A 14,986-nucleotide genomic window follows, 5' to 3' on the forward strand; every position below is an offset into this window, starting at 1 on the left:
TCCCCGCAACGGGGGAGGGAGACAACTGCCGCATCAAAGAAAATCCGCACGAAGTAATCCCCCCACTCCCGCACCCATGCGATTCTGCCCCCGTCACCCACACGGGCGCGGTCGCGTACGGACGGTCGGTGGGGCGATTTCGGTGCTGGGGGAGCCGTCCCCTGGCGGCCGCGGCTATGGGCACCCGTCCACCGTTTCCGTGCTTAGCGCACGGCGTGCGAACGCTTCCTCGTGGTCCCCGCAAAAACTCCGAACAGTTCCGGCGTGGCGACGGCCTTCATATTGCGGACTACCCGCGTGGTCGAAGCCACGCCGGAACCGCCCGACTACCCGAGCACCCCGGAGCCGAGAGGCGGTCGGGCAATTTGTCCTGGCCGGCCCTCCCCATTGTCATCGGGCTGGTCTAGGGTCCGCGCCGACGAATTACTGGAGGGACATCATGGAATATCGGTTGCTCGGCCGCTCCGGCCTAAAGGTCTCATCGCTGTCGATCGGCACGGTGACGTTCGGCAATGACGGCTCGTGGGGCGAGACAGAACTCAAGGACGCGCAGCGCCAGATCGACCTCTGCCTCGATGACGGGATCAACCTGATCGACACCGCCAATGTCTACAACGCCGGCAAGTCCGAAAGCATGATCGGCGAAGCGCTGGTGGATGGGCGGCGCGACAAGCTGCTGATCTCCTCCAAGGTGCGCTTTCCCACCGGCAAGGGCCCGAACGACCAGGGCCTCAGCCGCTGGCATATCATCCGCGAATGCGAGAACTCGCTCAAGCGGCTGAAGACCGACGTCATCGACATCTATCACGTGCACGAATGGGACGGGCAGACGCCGCTCGAGGAGACCGTCGAGGCTCTCGATACGCTGGTGAAGCAGGGCAAGATCCGCTACGCCGCCTCGTCGAACTTTTCGGCCTGGCACCTGATGAAGGCGCTCTCCATTGCCGACGCGGCGCACTACCAGCGCTTCGTTGCCCAGCAGATTCACTACACGCTCTATTCGCGCGAGGCTGAGTTCGAACTCGTGCCGCTCGGGCTCGACCAGGGCGTCGGCATTCTCGTCTGGTCGCCGCTGGCCGGCGGTTGGCTCTCGGGCAAGTACACCCGCAACACCAAGCCGGAAAGCGGACGGCAGGTTACCGGTTTCAGGGAGCCCCCGATCTACGACGCGGATCGGCTCTGGGACATCGTCGATGTGATCAACGAGGTAGCGGCAGCCCACGGCGTCTCCGGCGCACAGGTGTCGCTGGCCTGGCTGCTGCAACGGCCGCTGGTGGCCTCGGTGATCATCGGCGGGCGCAGCACAGCGCAGTTCGAGGACAACCTGAAGTCGGTCGACCTGAAGCTCACTGCCGAGGATGTGGCCAAGCTCGACAAGGTCAGCCAGCCGAACCTGCCTTATCCCTACTGGCATCAGAGCTTCACCGCGCAGGACCGCCTCGGCGAGGCCGACCTCGCGCTGCATCGGCCATACATGGACGAATGACCAATGGTGCGGGCAGGCCGATCTCCCCTGCCCGCACAATCCTGAACTGCGGCGTCATGTTTTCTTGACTAAGTTTAGAACCGTTATAAAGTGTGAGGCAGTTCCAGACCCCATCCAGCCGGAAGACTCCTTGAAAAGCAGGGCTTCCGCGGGGAAGCAGCAAAAGTCGGCGTGACCGCCGAATCGGAGATTCGATGAGACTGACTCGCCAGTCCAACTATGCCATCCGCACCCTGATCTATTGCGCGGTGAACGACCCTGGCCTCAGCCGCGTCGCCGACATCGCCAAGGCGCACGCCATTTCAGAACTGTTCCTGTTCAAGCTGATCAAGCCCTTGGTCGAGAACGGGCTGATCGAGACGGTGCGCGGCCGCCGCGGCGGCATCAAGCTCGGCCGTCCGGCCGATGAGATCACACTGCTCGATACCATCCGCCTCACCGAGGAGAGCTTCTCGATGGCCGAGTGCTTCGAGGACGGCGACATCACGTGTCCGCTGGCCGAGAGCTGCGACGTCAATGCGGCGCTGCGCGAGGCGCTGGGGGCGTTCTTCAACGTGCTCGAGAGCTACACCATCGCCGACCTCGCCTCGAAGCGTAAGTCGCTGCGCGAGCGGCTCGGCCTCAAGTTCGAGGATATGGAACCGGTACTGATCGCCCAGGCGGCACACTGACCGCTCCGTACAAGTAGCGGATGCCGGACCGACTCCAACCGCCCGGCACCCGCCCTTTCGCTGCACACGCCCGACCCGAAGGGCGTTGCTCGTGCAGCGGAACCCAGTCTCTCTGGGATTGCCGGCAGGCGGCCAAGGGCCCGGAATAGTGGACCCTCGGAGACCTGCCAATCTGCCCCGAAGCCCGCGGCAACGCGTTTTTGCCAAGTCGCAGTTGAACGGCTTCTGACTCCGGCCGTTAGGCCCGGTTCATTCATCTTTGTGGCGGGCACGGCGTCGCGTTGATCTCGCGGCCCGCACGTGCTCTATGCCGCCCGACCCCTCTAGACCCCGGACTTCCCGATGGCCCCCGCGCCCATTCTGTTCCTGCAGCAAATTCGCCTGAGACTCGGCTCGACCGAATTGCTCGAGGGCGCCGAGCTGCAGCTGATGCCCGGCGAGAAGGTGGCGCTGGTGGGTCGCAACGGTTCGGGCAAGTCGACGCTGCTGAAGATCGCCGCCGGCGAGATCGAAGCCGACGGCGGCCGCCGCTTTCTGCAGCCGGGCGCCACCATCCGCTACCTGCCGCAGGAGCCAGACCTCTCCGGCTATGCTGATGTGCTCAGCTATGTCGAAGCGGGCATGCAGGCGGGCGACGATCACTACCGGGCGACCTACCTGCTCAACCATCTCGGCCTCACCGGCACCGAGGAACCGTCGCGGCTCTCTGGCGGGGAAGCTCGCCGGGCGGCGCTGGCCCGGGTGCTGGCGCCCGAACCCGATATCATCCTGCTGGACGAGCCCACGAACCATCTCGACCTGCCGGCCATCGAGTGGCTGGAAAACGAGCTGTCATCGATCCGCTCGGCGCTGGTGATCATCAGCCACGACCGCCGTTTCCTTGCCGATCTCACCCGCTCGACCGTCTGGCTCGATCGCGGCACCACCCGCCGCCTCGACAAGGGGTTCGGGGGCTTCGAGGAATGGCGCGACCAGGTGCTGGAGGAGGAAGAGACCGCCCGGCACAAGCTCGACCGGCAGATCGTCCGCGAGGAGCACTGGCTGACCTACGGCGTTACGGCGCGGCGCAAGCGCAACGTGCGCCGCCTCGACGGCCTGTTCGCGCTGCGCCAGGAGCGGCGCGACCTGAAGCGCTCGGTCGGTGACGTGAAGATTTCTGTCTCCGAGGGCGAGACCTCAGGCAAGATGGTGATGGAGGCCAAGGGCATCTCCAAGGCCTTCGGCGAACGCGTCATCGTCAACGATTTCACCACCAGGGTGATCCGCGGCGACCGGCTCGGCATCATCGGCGCCAACGGCGCCGGCAAGACCACGCTGATCAAGCTGCTGACCGGCGTGCTGGAACCTGATAGCGGCACGGTACGGCTCGGCGCCAATCTCGAACTCGCCAGCCTCGACCAGCGTCGCGCCTCGCTCACCGCCGACATGACGCTGAAGGAAGCGGTGACCGGCGGCGGTTCCGACACCCTGATCATCAACGGCCAGCCCAAGCACTTCATGGGCTACCTCAAGGACTTCCTGTTCGGGCCCGAGCAAGCCGGCACGGCGGTCAGCAAGCTCTCGGGTGGCGAGCGCGGCCGGCTGGTGCTGGCCCGCGTCCTGGCGCTGCCCTCCAATGTGCTGGTGCTGGACGAACCGACCAACGATCTAGATCTCGAAACGCTCGACCTGCTGCAGGAAATGCTTGCCGACTATCCGGGCACGGTGATCGTGGTCAGCCACGATCGTGACTTCCTCGACCGGGTGGCGACCTCGGTGATCGTCTCCGACGGCGGTGGCCAGTGGACCGAGTATCCGGGCGGCTATTCGGACATGGTCACCCAGCGCGGCTATGGCGTCACCGCGCCGCCCAATGCGGGCAAGACCAAGGGTGGTAAGCAGGCGGCCTTGCCGCAGACCACCTCGCATCCGGCAAAGCATAAGCTCAGCTTCAAGCAGAAGCACGCGCTGGAAACGCTGCCCAAGGAGATGGCGAAACTCGAAGCCGAGATCGCCAAGCTCAACGGCACGCTCGCCGATGGCAGCCTCTACGCCAAGAACCCGCAGAAGTTCACGGACACCGGCAAGGCGCTGGAAAAGGCCCAGGCAGCTCTCGCCAAGGCCGAGGACGAGTGGCTGACGCTGGAAGCCCTGCGCGAACAAATCGAAGGCTAGCGCGTCTTTCTATCGTCATTAGCCGATGGTCGACTCGACGGAACATCCGACGCGCGCTAGACAGCGTTGAAGCGATTCAATCCATCGAGGGAATACCATGCAATATCGTAAGCTCGGCAATGGCGGCGCCGTCGTCTCCGCCTTCACTCTTGGCACGATGACCTTCGGTGCCGAAGCCGACGAAGCCACCTCGTTCCAGCTGATGGACGATTATGTCGCTGCCGGCGGCAACTTCCTCGATACCGCCGACGTCTACTCCGCCGGCAAGTCCGAAGAGATTGTCGGCCGCTGGCTGAAGGCCCGTCCGGACGCGGCAAAGCAGGTGGTGGTGACCACCAAGGGCCGCTTCCCGATGGGCACTGGGCCGAACGATCTCGGCCTCTCGCGCCGGCATCTCGGCCAGGCGCTCGACGCGTCGCTGCGCCGTCTTGGCGCCGAGCAGGTCGACCTCTATCAAATGCACGCCTTCGACGCGTTGACCCCGCTGGAGGAGACGCTGCGCTTCCTCGACGACTCGATCCGCAACGGCAAGATCGCCTATTACGGCTTCTCCAACTTCATCGGCTGGCAGCTGACCAAGGCGTCGTTCCTCGCCAAGATGGGCAACCTCGCGCCGCCGGTGACGCTGCAGCCGCAATACAACCTGCTGGTCCGCGACATCGAGCACGAGATCGTACCGGCGGCGCTCGACGCCCAAATCGGGCTCTTGCCGTGGTCGCCGCTGGGCGGCGGCTGGCTGTCGGGCAAGTACAAGCGCGACCAGCAGCCAACCGGCGCCACCCGGTTGGGCGAGAACCCGAACCGCGGCTCGGAATCGTATGGCCCGCGCAACGCGCAGGAGCGGACCTGGCGGATCATCGGCGCGCTGCAGGACGTATCCGAGACCCTCGGCGTGTCGATGGCGCAGGTCGCCCTCGCCTGGCTCGCCGACCGCCCGGCGGTGACCTCGGTGATTCTGGGGGCACGTACGCGGGAACAGCTGGCGGACAATCTCGCTGCCGCTGGTCTCAAGCTCGATGCCGAGAACACGCAGAAGTTGACCGAGGCCAGCGCGCCGGAGGTTGCGGACTATCCGTATGGCAAGGGCGGCGTGAACCAGCGTCACCGCAAGATCGAGGGTGGGCGCTAACTCATCACCAGCATCGGCGACCCGCTGATCGGAGGGTGCTGACCTATGACGGCAAGGACGCTCCGGTTTAGCGAGTTTTAGGCCGGAGGTGGCGGGGTTGGGAAACTGGCCACCGCTTCTCTCAGCCAGGCCACGAAATGCTCCGTCTTTCGTCGCCCAGGCCGGTCGACCCTCACGACATAGCGATAATTGCTTTCCAGAAAGCCGCGAGGCGCCAGCAGCCGACCGCGCGTCACATCCTCGGCAATGAGATGCCACGGTACGATTGCCGCACCGAGACCGTTCAACGCGGCCTCGATGGTCAGATGGTAATGATCGAACGTTCGGATCACACTGGCCTTGTCCTGCCGAGGCTCACCGGTGAGGCGCGCCCAATCTTGCCAGATCTGGCTGCGCGTCCGGGTTTCGAGGCGCGGCAACCCCGCCACAACGGCCATTGATGGCGCAACGACCATGCCGATTTTTTCGTGAAACAGCAGGCTGGCGTTTTCCGGGGTCGGCGCGTCCGGCGGCATCACCACGATCTGCGCATCGACCGGGGTGCGGACCGGCCTGTCGTCGGTGGCGAGGCGCACGTCATAGCGCGGATATTGTGCGGCGAAATGATGCAGGCGGGGAATGAGCCAGCGCATCGCGAAAGTGCTGAGGCACCCCACGTCCAGTATCGTATCATCGCTCTTGGCAATGATGCGCAGCGCGTCCTCCATCTGGTCGAAGGCGGCGGTGAGCGCGAAGCCAAAGACGCGGCCTTCCGCTGTCAACGTCGGACGATTGCGGGCCCCCTCGAAAAGCGGCGTTCCAATAAGCACCTCGAGATGGCTGACATGGCGGCTGACCGCCCCATGCGTTACTGCGAGCTCCTCGGCTGCGGCGGTCAGCTGGCCGTGGCGCGCGGCGGCTTCAAAGGCACGAAGGGCCGCGAGGGGTAGGTTTCTCTGAAGTTTCATTGTGACTAGAGATCACAATGAAACGGCCAAGGTGTCAATATGTACAGCGGCTTCACTGTGATAATTCAGCTGACATTGCAACATGTCAGGTTGAGCCATGCCCTTCGTCAGAACCGCCGTGCCCTTCGGAATGGATCCCGCGCGCAAGCGTCATATCGTCGAGGGCATTCATGACGCCCTGGTCGACAGCATCGGCATGCCCAGGGACGAGTTGTTCAACCTCGTCAACGAATACCGCGATCAGGACTTCTTCTTCGACCGTGGCTTTAATGGCATTGCCCGTTCCGACGCGCTGATCGTGGTCGAGATCACCATGCGGCGGGGCAGGAGCGACGCGATGAAGCGGGCGCTCTATGCCGCAATTGCGCAAAATCTCGAAGCCCGGGCGGCCGTCTCCCCGAAGGACGTCTTCATCTTCGCCCATGAGAACGACTACTCGGACTGGAGTGTGGGCAACGGCGTTTTCGCCATGGCCCTGGCGCAGCAGCGCGGAGCCGACGGCTAAGCGTCAATGCAGTGCAGCACCGCTCTATCAACACCCTCGATGCCACGCCGGCCTTGTGCCGGGGCCCATCTCGAGATCAGGCCGCCGCCCTCAGAACCAGATCTCCGGTTCGTGCAAAATCTGCAGATTCTCCGCTGCTTCGCCATTAATCCGTCGGAGCAGCAGTTCACCCATCTGCTTGCCGGCGAGCGCGGTGTCCTCGAAGATCGCGTCGACCTTGGGCCGCACCTGGCTGAAGATGCCGGAAGTCTGCTTCACCACCATCTGCACGTCCTTGCCGATCTGCCGGCCGGCATCGGTGATGCCCGCCATGATCGACAGGGCGGCGGCGTCGCCGGTGCAGATGAAGCCGTCCGGCGCGTCGGGCTCGGCGATCCGCCGCATAATGGCAAGGCGGATTTCGTCGGCGGCGTTGTCGAGCGTGGCGCCGTCGATGATCTCGTAAGCGAGCCCGGTCTCGTTGATCGCCGCCATGAAGCCGTCGCGTAGGTGATAGCCGAAGCTGAAACGGTCGGGCGGCAGGATGATCGTCACCTTGCGGCAGCCCTTGGCCTTGAGCCGCATCACCGCGTGATGGGCGAAGGCATAGTTGTCGTAGTCGACATAGGGGTGCGGTGACGGGAACGCCGTGCGCCCGTGCGAGACGAATGGAAAGTTCTCCTCCATCAGCAGCTTCACCCGGTCGTCGTCCGGCTCGGTGCGCGAGAAGATCACCCCATCAGCCGCCTTGTTGCGAAGGATGTAGAGGATCGGGTCGAGCGGCGAGGCATTGGCGTAGGTCGGCGTGATGACGAGGTGGTAGGGCGTGCCGCGCAGCGCCGCCGTCAGCCCCGAGACCATCGACTGGCCGAAGCCGAGGATTTCGTCGTGCGGATCGAGGATCAGGCCAATGACGTGGGTGCGCCCGGTCTTCAGCCGCAGGGCCGTGCGGTCGGGGACGTAGCCGATTTCGGCCGCGATCTTCTGCACCCGGACGCGGGTTTCCTCCGACAGTTCCGGCGCATTGTTGAGCGCACGCGAAATCGTGGTGATCGCGAGGCCGGTCATCTCTGCAATGGTGCGCAAGGTGGGCTTGCCGCCCGGCTTGATGGCGCCGCCAACGCCAAGAGGGCGACGACCTTTGGCGCGCTTCTTGTCGCGCGTTTCCGTATCGGCCAACGATGTCCTCCCTCGAGCGGATGATGCCTTCTTGCGAGGCATATTGGGTGAGCGGCGATGCTCCCCAGATCCGCTCAGGCGTAGCTCAACAGATTATGCAATCGATTTCAAGGCAGGAAGCCCAAGGCTTCCATCACGCTGGCATACTTTGGTAGCAACCGTTGCGGCGGCCATGACGACGCGCCGAGCTTTTCGTCCGATCAAATCTAATGGGCAGGAAATTTCACTTTGATGCTAGCGGTTTGGAACGCGCCGGGCTGGCGAAGCGGCCGTGGCCCGCCTATGTTTGCGAGATCGACGACGAAAGCCGGATAGACCTGCGGCAGCCGACGCCGTATAACCACCAGATGGCGGACTCAGGTTCGCCACAGAAAAGCTGCGGGCGACGAGCTATTCTCGCCCTCATTGGAATCACCCAGGCCGATGGCCGCCGGAAGGAGACGAACATGCACATCGCAATTCGCACCACTCTCCAAACCGGGCTTATTGGTAAATGGGTAGATCGCTCCAACGGGTGTTACCGACCCCAACGAATGTGACCTCTGTCACCCATTCGTCTCACAGTTCAGGTAACACCCCGGCCGTCCCCAGAGACGTGCCGATGGAGGTCATTCCATGCAGCATGCCCCGTTCGAAAAGCCGCATAGCGCCAAGCCCATAGCCGTCGATGTCGATGGCGAGCCGAAGGGTGTCTTGGTTGCGCTCGATGCCGGTTTCCGCTTCCTCGCCGTCAAGTTCGACGCGTTCGGAGTGGATGGCCAGATATTCGAGACCATCGAAGCCGCCGAGGCGGCAGTCCGCGACGCACTGCGTCCCGGAGTATGACAAGGGTCCCCGTTAGGGGGCCCTTTAGGTCCGGCTAGCGGACCGTTACGTCATGAACTTCCGCCAGTCCGACGCATAAGCGGCGGCGGCAGGACCGCTCTCCACCAGAACCGGCGCATGGCCATCGGCAAGCGGCCGATCCATCCGCGCCAGCAAGCCAGCACCGATCGACGTGCCTGTGGCGCTGCGCTTCACCGGCTCCACGGGACGCCCGGTCGCCGCTGCCAGCATTCGCAGGAACAGCGCGTTACCGGCAAAGGGGCCCTCGACCACAGTGTGGTTCTCGGCGCCGGTCAGCGTCAGGCACTCGGCCGTCATCATCGCCAGGTAGAACGAGGTGACGACATAGACCTCGTCATCGCTCAGTTGGTCGCGCGGCTTGCTCCACTGCGCCTGCCGGCCGGGGAACGGGCCGGAGCCCTGCACCACCGACGGGGTCAGCATGATGCGGTCGCGGAGCACCCGCTCGATCGCTTCGGCCGATGGCTCGCGCGGCGTCGTCAGCATCTCGAACTCGCGGCCGCCCATGAAGCGCGATGAGGGCACTGGTCGTCCCATTGCATCTATGTTGGCAAGGCAGTCGCGGTCCGGATCGAGATTGTCGATATCGCCACCGGGCGAGGCGACGATTACCCAGGTACCGGTGGAGACGAGGCCAAAGGGCGGGTCGCGCTCGAGCAGGTGCGGCAGCAGCGAGGCGTTGGAATCGTGGATGCCGGAATAGACCGGCAGCGGGCGCTTCAGGCCCAGCGCGGCGGTAACCGCGGGGAGGGTGACGCCGAGGATGTCGGAGGCGGGTCGGACTTCGGGGAACTTGTCGAGCCAGCCCTGTTTCATCACCAGCGAGGAGTAGAGGTCGGTGGTGAAATCCCACAGGTCCGTATGGCAGCCGAGCGAGGTGATCTCCTCCGCGACAACGCCGGTCAGCCGGAACGACCAGTACTGCGGGTAGGTGAGGATCCACCGGGTGCGGGCGAAGTCGGCCGGAAACGCATGGGCCTGCCAGAACAGCTGGGCCCCGAGATTGAGCCCGCCGGGCAGCCGCGGGGTGAAGCTTTCGGAGAAATCCGGGCGGGCGCGATCGTACTCGGCCCAGAGCTGGTCGGGGCCGGCGAACTCGTAATCCAGCACCGGCAAGGCCAGCTCGCCATCGGCGTCGATCAGCGCGGCGGAGGCGCCGTGGGTGGTGACGCTGAGGGCGTCGAAGGGGATTTCGGCGTTCAGCTCACGCAGCGCATCGGTGACGAAGTTCCAGAGCCCGTCGATGTCGAAATGCGGATACTTCCCATCGCGGAGCACAGAATTTGGCCGCTTGCGCACGGCGATCTCGGTGCGTGTGTCGAGATCGACGACAGCCACTTTCGCATTGGACTTGCCAATGTCGATGACCCCGACCTTCGAGACGGTCACTTGCGGATCATCCGGTAGACGATGGGGAGGGCGATCACCACGATGAGCAGTAGTCCGATGAAAATCGACATGACGATTCCAGGGACATTCAAGAGCCCAAGGCCGAACGTTACAAGCCCCATGATGAAGGCGGCGATCACCACGCCGATGATCGAGCCGGCGCCGCCGAGGATGGAGACGCCACCGAGCACCACCATGGTGATGACCTCGAGCTCCCAGCCCTGGGCGATCGACGGACGGGTCGAGCCGAGCCGGCTGGTCAAGAGCACCGAGGCGATGCCGGCCATCAGCCCGGTGAGGCAGAACAGCACGAACTTCACCCGCTCGACGCGGACGCCGGAGAACTGTGCGGCGGTTGAATTGTTGCCGATGACGAAGATGCGGCGCCCGAAGCTCGTCCGGTGCAGCACCACGTAGTAGATGGCGGCCGCGGCGAGGAAGAGCACGAACTCGAACGACACCACCCACCAGACATAGCCCTGGCCGAAGACGGCGAAGCTTGCGGGGTAGCCCTTGAAGGCCTGGTCGCCCAGGACGATGAAGCTGATGCCGCGGAACAGACTCATCGTGCCGATGGTGACGACGATCGAGGGCAGCCCTAGGCGGGTAACGAGGAAGCCGTTGAAGGCGCCGCAGATCAGCCCCGTGCCGATGCCGATGGCGACCAGCCCCGGCGTATCGACGCCGAACTGCAGCGCGAAGCCCATGGCGGTCGAGGCCAGCGCGATGATCGCAGCGACCGAAAGATCGATCTCGCCCGAGATGATCAGCAGCGCCATGGCGAGCGCGATCAGCGCCTTCTCGGTGAAGTTGAAGGTCGCGTCGCTGAGCGACCAGGGCGAGAGGAAATAGGGCGAGGCCAGCGAGTTGGCGATGAAGATCGCTAGGGCGACCACCAGCAGCAGGCTCGGCCAGCTGAACAGCGCCGAACGCAGCGGCTTATCGAGCCGGTCGGGGATGTGGCGCGTGGCCGGGGTCTGGTCGTTCATGGTGCGACGGCCTCCGCCCGCTTGAGGATGATGCGGCCGGTCTTGCGGCCGGCGCGGGCGTTGAGGACGACGGCGAGGATGATCGCGGTGCCAGAGATGGCCATCTGCCAGAACGGCGATACGCCGATCACCGGCAAAGCCGAACTGATGACGCCGAGGAACACCGCGCCCAGCAGGGCGCTGCCGACTGTGCCGACGCCGCCGGCGATCGAGACGCCGCCGATGACGCAGGCGGCGATCACCTGGAGCTCATAGCCCACCGCCGTCTCGGAGGAGGCGATGACGTAGCGCGACACCCAGAGGTAACCGCAGAGCCCGGCGACGAGCCCGGAAATGCAGAAGGCGATGAACTTGGTGCGGCCGACATTGATGCCGGCATAGACCGAGGCCGTCGGGTTGACGCCGATGGCGTAGATCGAGCGGCCGATCGGGGTGCGGGTCATCACCACATAGAACGCGGCGGCGATGACGACGGCGGACCAGCTGAGGAGCGGCAGGCCGAACAGCTCGATGCGGGTGATTGAAATGAAGTCGGGCGTCATCTCGGCGGCGTTCACCCACTGCCCGCCGGCGACGAGGAAGGTGGTGCCGCGATAGATGGTGAGGGTGCCGAGCGTCACGACGATCGCCGGGATATCGAGCTTCCAGACGAGGAAACCGTTGATGGCCCCGAGCGCCAGCCCGATCAGCGGCGCGGCGAGGATCAACAGCGGGACCGGGATCCACGGCATGGTGGAGTTGAGCAGCGCGATGACCATGCCCGAGAGCGCCACGTTGGCGGCGATCGACAGGTCGATCGAGCGGGTGAGGATCACCACCATCTGGCCGAGCGCCAGGATCATCAGGATGGCGGTGTTGTTGAAGATGTCGGCGAGATTGGCCGGGGCGGCGAAGCTCGGCGCCCGGGTGGCGATGGCGCCGATCATTGCGGCGATACCGATGGCGAGCCAGAACTCGCGCAGCTTGAACAGCCTTAGTGGCGCGAGCGTAGAGAGATTCCGGGTCATGCCGCCACCTCGTGGGCGCCGATGGCGCGCTTGACCAGCGCGTCGGCGGTCAGTCCCTGGTTGTCGAGGATGGCGTCGATCCGGCCGGCGCGCATCACCACGATGCGGTCGGACATGCCCATGACTTCGGGCAGTTCGGACGAGACCATGATCACTGCCAGCCCCTCGGCCACCAGTTCGGCCATGAAGGCGTGCACAGCGGCCTTGGAGCCGATGTCGATGCCCTTGGTCGGCTCGTCGAGGATGATCACCTTGGGCTGGGTGGCGAGCCACTTGGCGATCACCACCTTCTGCTGGTTGCCGCCTGAGAGGGTGCCGGCATTCTGGCTGAGCGAGGCGGCACGCAAGTCGAGCCGCTCGGTGTATTTGCGGGTCAGCGCGAACTCCTCGGCCATCTGCAGGAAACCCTGGCGTGAGGTCTTTTTCAGCGACGGCAGCGAGACGTTCTGGACGATCGGCAGATCGACCACCACGCCCTGCTTGCCGCGCTCCTCGGGCACATAGACGATGCCGGCTTCGATGGCGTCCGCCGGCGAGTGAGGATGGAACGGGGTGCCGTCGAGGGTCATGGCGCCGCGCGAGGTGCGCGTCAGCCCGAAGATTGCCTGCATCACCTCGGAGCGGCCGGCGCCCACGAGGCCGTAAAAGCCGAGGATTTCGCCGCGGCGGAGCTCGAAGCCAATGTCGTCGAATTCGGTCGGATGGCTCAGGCCCTCGAGCTTCAGCACGGTCTCGCCGATGGTTGGCGCCCGCTCCGGGAAGATGTGATCGACCGAGCGGCCGACCATCATGCGGATGATGTCGTTCTGCGGCGTCTCGTCGATCAGCCCCTTGCCGATCATCTCGCCATCGCGGAACACGGCGAAGCGATCGGCGATGCGGTAGATCTCGTCGAACTTGTGGCTGATGAACAGCACCGCTTTGCCGTCCTCCTTCAGCAGTTCAATCAGGACGAACAGGTCCTCGATCTCCTTGTGGGAGAGCGCCGCGGTCGGCTCGTCCATGATCACCACTTCGGCGTCGATCGACATGGCGCGGGCGACGGCGACGAGGTGCTTGTTGGCAATCGACAGGTCGCGCAACCGCGTCTCGGCATTGATGTGCCCGGCGCCCATGTCATCAAGCACCTGGCGGGCGTTCTTCCGCATCAGCGTCCAGTCGATGGTGCCGAAGCGGGTCTTGGGCGCGTGGCCCAGATAGATGTTCTCGGCGACGCTGAGATCGTCGAACAGCACGGTTTCCTGGTGGATGGCGGTGATGCCGAGCTCGAACGCCTTGTGGGCGGAGCTGAGGGTCACGGGCTTCCCGTCGAGCACGATCTCGCCGGCGTCGGGCTGGTAGATGCCGGTGAGGACCTTCACCAGGGTGGACTTGCCGGCGCCGTTCTCGCCGATCAGCGCGGTAACCTGGCCGGGATAGAGCTCGAGGCTAACCTCGTGCAGCGCCCGCACGCCGGGGAAGGACTTGGTGACGCCGGAGAGGGTGAGCTTGGGTTCGGGCATGCTGGGCATTGTACTCTTTGCCAACCCATTCACCGATGTCATCCCGGCGCAGGCCGGGATCCAGCCTGAGATATGGCTGTCGGCGTGGGTGGTGAGACCTCAGGATGGCCCCCGGCCTGCGCCGGGGTGACACCGTGGGTGTGGAAACAGAAGCCCGGCAGCGCGAGCGCCGCCGGGCCGGGTCAGCGACCTCAGTAGATCTTCGAGAACTCTTCGATGTTCGACTTGTTGAACTCGAACGGTGCGGCCATGGCGGCCGAGTTGGTGTCGTCCAGCGTGATCGAGCCGACGCGGCCGATCGAGATAGTGGCGCCCGGCTTGGCTTCGACCTTCTTGGTCGCGAGCTGGTAGGCGATCTGCACGGCCGAGTAGCCGAGGTCGATCGGGTTCCACAGCGCCACGGCCTGCGAAGCGCCGTTGTCGATGAACTGCTTGAACTCGGACGGCAGCGCGAGGCCGGTGACGTTGATCTTGCCGATCAGGTTGTCATCGGTCACCACCTGCGCGGCGGCAACGACGCCGACGGTGGTCGGTGCGATGATCGCCTTGAGGTTCGGGTAGGAGGCGATCAGGCCCTTGGCTTCGTTGGTGGATTTCACCGAGTCGTCATCGCCGTAGACCGTGGCGACGATGTTGAGCTTGGGGAACTTCTCGGGCTGCACCTTCTTGGCCGCTTCGATCCAGGCGTTCTGGTTCGTGGCAGTCGAGGAGGCCGAGAGGATCGCGACGTCGCCGCCATCCGGTAGGTAGTCGGCAGCGAGCTTCAGGATGGTCTCGCCGATCAGGTTGGTGTCGGACGGGTTGAGGTGAACCTGGCGGCCTTCGGCGGCAACGCCCGAGTCCCAGCTGATCACGGTGATGCCGCGTTCCATCGCCTTCTTCAGGGCGGGAACCAGCGCATCCGGATCGTTGGCCGAAATCGCGATGGCGTTGACGTTCTGGGCGATCAGCGAGTTGATGATTTCGATCTGGCCTTCGGCGGTTGCCGTGGTCGGGCCGGTATAGATCACCTCGACGTCGCCGAGTTCCTTGGCGGCTTCCTGCGCGCCCTTGTTGGCGGCATCGAAGAAGCCGTTGCCGAGCGACTTGACGACCAGCGCAATCTTGGTCTGGGCGAGCGCGGCGGGGGCCGACAGCATCACTGCGGTCAGCGCCGTGGCGACGGCCAGTTTCTTCAATAGGCTCATGATTTCCTCCCTGAGC

Annotated in this window: 13 protein-coding genes; 6 read left to right on the forward strand and 7 right to left on the reverse strand. The window is 64.6% G+C overall.

Going from position 1 to position 14,986, the window contains the following annotated elements:
• Positions 1–439: 439 nt before the first annotated feature.
• The 4 genes from AC1DWU_RS18945 (at position 440) to AC1DWU_RS18960 (ending at position 5,440) form a co-directional block, all read left to right on the forward strand.
• The gene (locus AC1DWU_RS18945) at positions 440–1,486 is read left to right on the forward strand and encodes an aldo/keto reductase (RefSeq protein WP_477151563.1); all 1,047 of its coding nucleotides are present in this window, start codon (positions 440–442) and stop codon (positions 1,484–1,486) included.
• A 194-nt stretch (positions 1,487–1,680) separates the two neighbouring features.
• Complete coding sequence (gene rirA, locus AC1DWU_RS18950) at positions 1,681–2,157, forward strand: iron-responsive transcriptional regulator RirA (RefSeq protein WP_477151564.1); 477 nt, start codon at positions 1,681–1,683, stop codon at positions 2,155–2,157.
• 342 nt (positions 2,158–2,499) lie between these two features.
• Complete coding sequence (locus AC1DWU_RS18955) at positions 2,500–4,311, forward strand: ABC-F family ATP-binding cassette domain-containing protein (RefSeq protein ID WP_477151565.1); 1,812 nt, start codon at positions 2,500–2,502, stop codon at positions 4,309–4,311.
• A gap of 97 nt (positions 4,312–4,408) precedes the next feature.
• Complete coding sequence (locus tag AC1DWU_RS18960; protein ID WP_477151566.1) at positions 4,409–5,440, forward strand: aldo/keto reductase; 1,032 nt, start codon at positions 4,409–4,411, stop codon at positions 5,438–5,440.
• 77 nt (positions 5,441–5,517) lie between these two features.
• On the opposite strand, the gene AC1DWU_RS18965 is transcribed toward AC1DWU_RS18960, so the two are convergent.
• On the reverse strand, positions 5,518–6,387 hold the full coding sequence (locus tag AC1DWU_RS18965) for a LysR family transcriptional regulator (RefSeq protein ID WP_477151567.1): 870 nt from the start codon (positions 6,385–6,387) through the stop codon (positions 5,518–5,520).
• Between the two features lie 97 nt (positions 6,388–6,484).
• On the opposite strand from AC1DWU_RS18965, the gene AC1DWU_RS18970 reads away from it, so the two are divergent.
• Positions 6,485–6,892 (forward strand): tautomerase family protein, encoded by a 408-nt coding sequence (locus tag AC1DWU_RS18970; RefSeq protein ID WP_477151568.1) that lies wholly within the window; start codon positions 6,485–6,487, stop codon positions 6,890–6,892.
• 90 nt (positions 6,893–6,982) lie between these two features.
• Here the strand turns inward: AC1DWU_RS18970 and AC1DWU_RS18975 are convergent, their stop codons facing one another.
• A complete protein-coding gene (locus AC1DWU_RS18975) occupies positions 6,983–7,981 on the reverse strand; it encodes a LacI family transcriptional regulator (RefSeq protein WP_477151733.1) in 999 nt (332 codons plus the stop codon).
• Between the two features lie 684 nt (positions 7,982–8,665).
• On the opposite strand from AC1DWU_RS18975, the gene AC1DWU_RS18980 reads away from it, so the two are divergent.
• A complete protein-coding gene (locus tag AC1DWU_RS18980; RefSeq protein WP_477151569.1) occupies positions 8,666–8,875 on the forward strand; it encodes a hypothetical protein in 210 nt (69 codons plus the stop codon).
• 45 nt (positions 8,876–8,920) lie between these two features.
• Here AC1DWU_RS18980 and AC1DWU_RS18985 read toward each other — a convergent pair whose 3' ends face one another.
• The 5 genes from AC1DWU_RS18985 to rhaS all read right to left on the reverse strand — a co-directional run bounded on the left by AC1DWU_RS18985 (position 8,921) and on the right by rhaS (position 14,970).
• Positions 8,921–10,285 (reverse strand): FGGY-family carbohydrate kinase, encoded by a 1,365-nt coding sequence (locus AC1DWU_RS18985; RefSeq protein WP_477151570.1) that lies wholly within the window; start codon positions 10,283–10,285, stop codon positions 8,921–8,923.
• The gene (locus AC1DWU_RS18990; RefSeq protein WP_477151571.1) at positions 10,282–11,274 is read right to left on the reverse strand and encodes an ABC transporter permease; all 993 of its coding nucleotides are present in this window, start codon (positions 11,272–11,274) and stop codon (positions 10,282–10,284) included. The genes AC1DWU_RS18985 and AC1DWU_RS18990 overlap by 4 nt, the downstream gene beginning before the upstream one ends.
• Positions 11,271–12,281 carry an ABC transporter permease gene (locus AC1DWU_RS18995; protein ID WP_477151572.1) on the reverse strand — a complete coding sequence of 337 codons (1,011 nt, stop codon included), beginning with the start codon at positions 12,279–12,281 and terminating at the stop codon, positions 11,271–11,273. The genes AC1DWU_RS18990 and AC1DWU_RS18995 overlap by 4 nt, the downstream gene beginning before the upstream one ends.
• A complete protein-coding gene (locus tag AC1DWU_RS19000; RefSeq protein ID WP_477151573.1) occupies positions 12,278–13,783 on the reverse strand; it encodes a sugar ABC transporter ATP-binding protein in 1,506 nt (501 codons plus the stop codon). The genes AC1DWU_RS18995 and AC1DWU_RS19000 overlap by 4 nt, the downstream gene beginning before the upstream one ends.
• Before the next feature lie 191 nt (positions 13,784–13,974).
• Positions 13,975–14,970, reverse strand: coding sequence for a rhamnose ABC transporter substrate-binding protein (rhaS, locus tag AC1DWU_RS19005; protein ID WP_477151574.1), 996 nt, complete (start codon positions 14,968–14,970; stop codon positions 13,975–13,977).
• Positions 14,971–14,986: the final 16 nt, after the last annotated feature.

The sequence above is a fragment of the Devosia sp. P2_G7 genome (genome assembly GCF_056403495.1).

Bases quoted from the DNA above. Each gene is read 5' to 3' on its own strand.
- AC1DWU_RS18945 (WP_477151563.1), top strand. From the start codon at position 440: ATGGAATATCGGTTGCTCGGCCGCTCCGGCCTAAAGGTCTCATCGCTG.
- rirA (WP_477151564.1), top strand. From the start codon at position 1,681: ATGAGACTGACTCGCCAGTCCAACTATGCCATCCGCACCCTGATCTAT.
- AC1DWU_RS18955 (WP_477151565.1), top strand. From the start codon at position 2,500: ATGGCCCCCGCGCCCATTCTGTTCCTGCAGCAAATTCGCCTGAGACTC.
- AC1DWU_RS18960 (WP_477151566.1), top strand. From the start codon at position 4,409: ATGCAATATCGTAAGCTCGGCAATGGCGGCGCCGTCGTCTCCGCCTTC.
- AC1DWU_RS18965 (WP_477151567.1), bottom strand. From the start codon at position 6,387: ATGAAACTTCAGAGAAACCTACCCCTCGCGGCCCTTCGTGCCTTTGAA.
- AC1DWU_RS18970 (WP_477151568.1), top strand. From the start codon at position 6,485: ATGCCCTTCGTCAGAACCGCCGTGCCCTTCGGAATGGATCCCGCGCGC.
- AC1DWU_RS18980 (WP_477151569.1), top strand. From the start codon at position 8,666: ATGCAGCATGCCCCGTTCGAAAAGCCGCATAGCGCCAAGCCCATAGCC.
- AC1DWU_RS18990 (WP_477151571.1), bottom strand. From the start codon at position 11,274: ATGAACGACCAGACCCCGGCCACGCGCCACATCCCCGACCGGCTCGAT.
- AC1DWU_RS18995 (WP_477151572.1), bottom strand. From the start codon at position 12,281: ATGACCCGGAATCTCTCTACGCTCGCGCCACTAAGGCTGTTCAAGCTG.
- AC1DWU_RS19000 (WP_477151573.1), bottom strand. From the start codon at position 13,783: ATGCCCGAACCCAAGCTCACCCTCTCCGGCGTCACCAAGTCCTTCCCC.
- rhaS (WP_477151574.1), bottom strand. From the start codon at position 14,970: ATGAGCCTATTGAAGAAACTGGCCGTCGCCACGGCGCTGACCGCAGTG.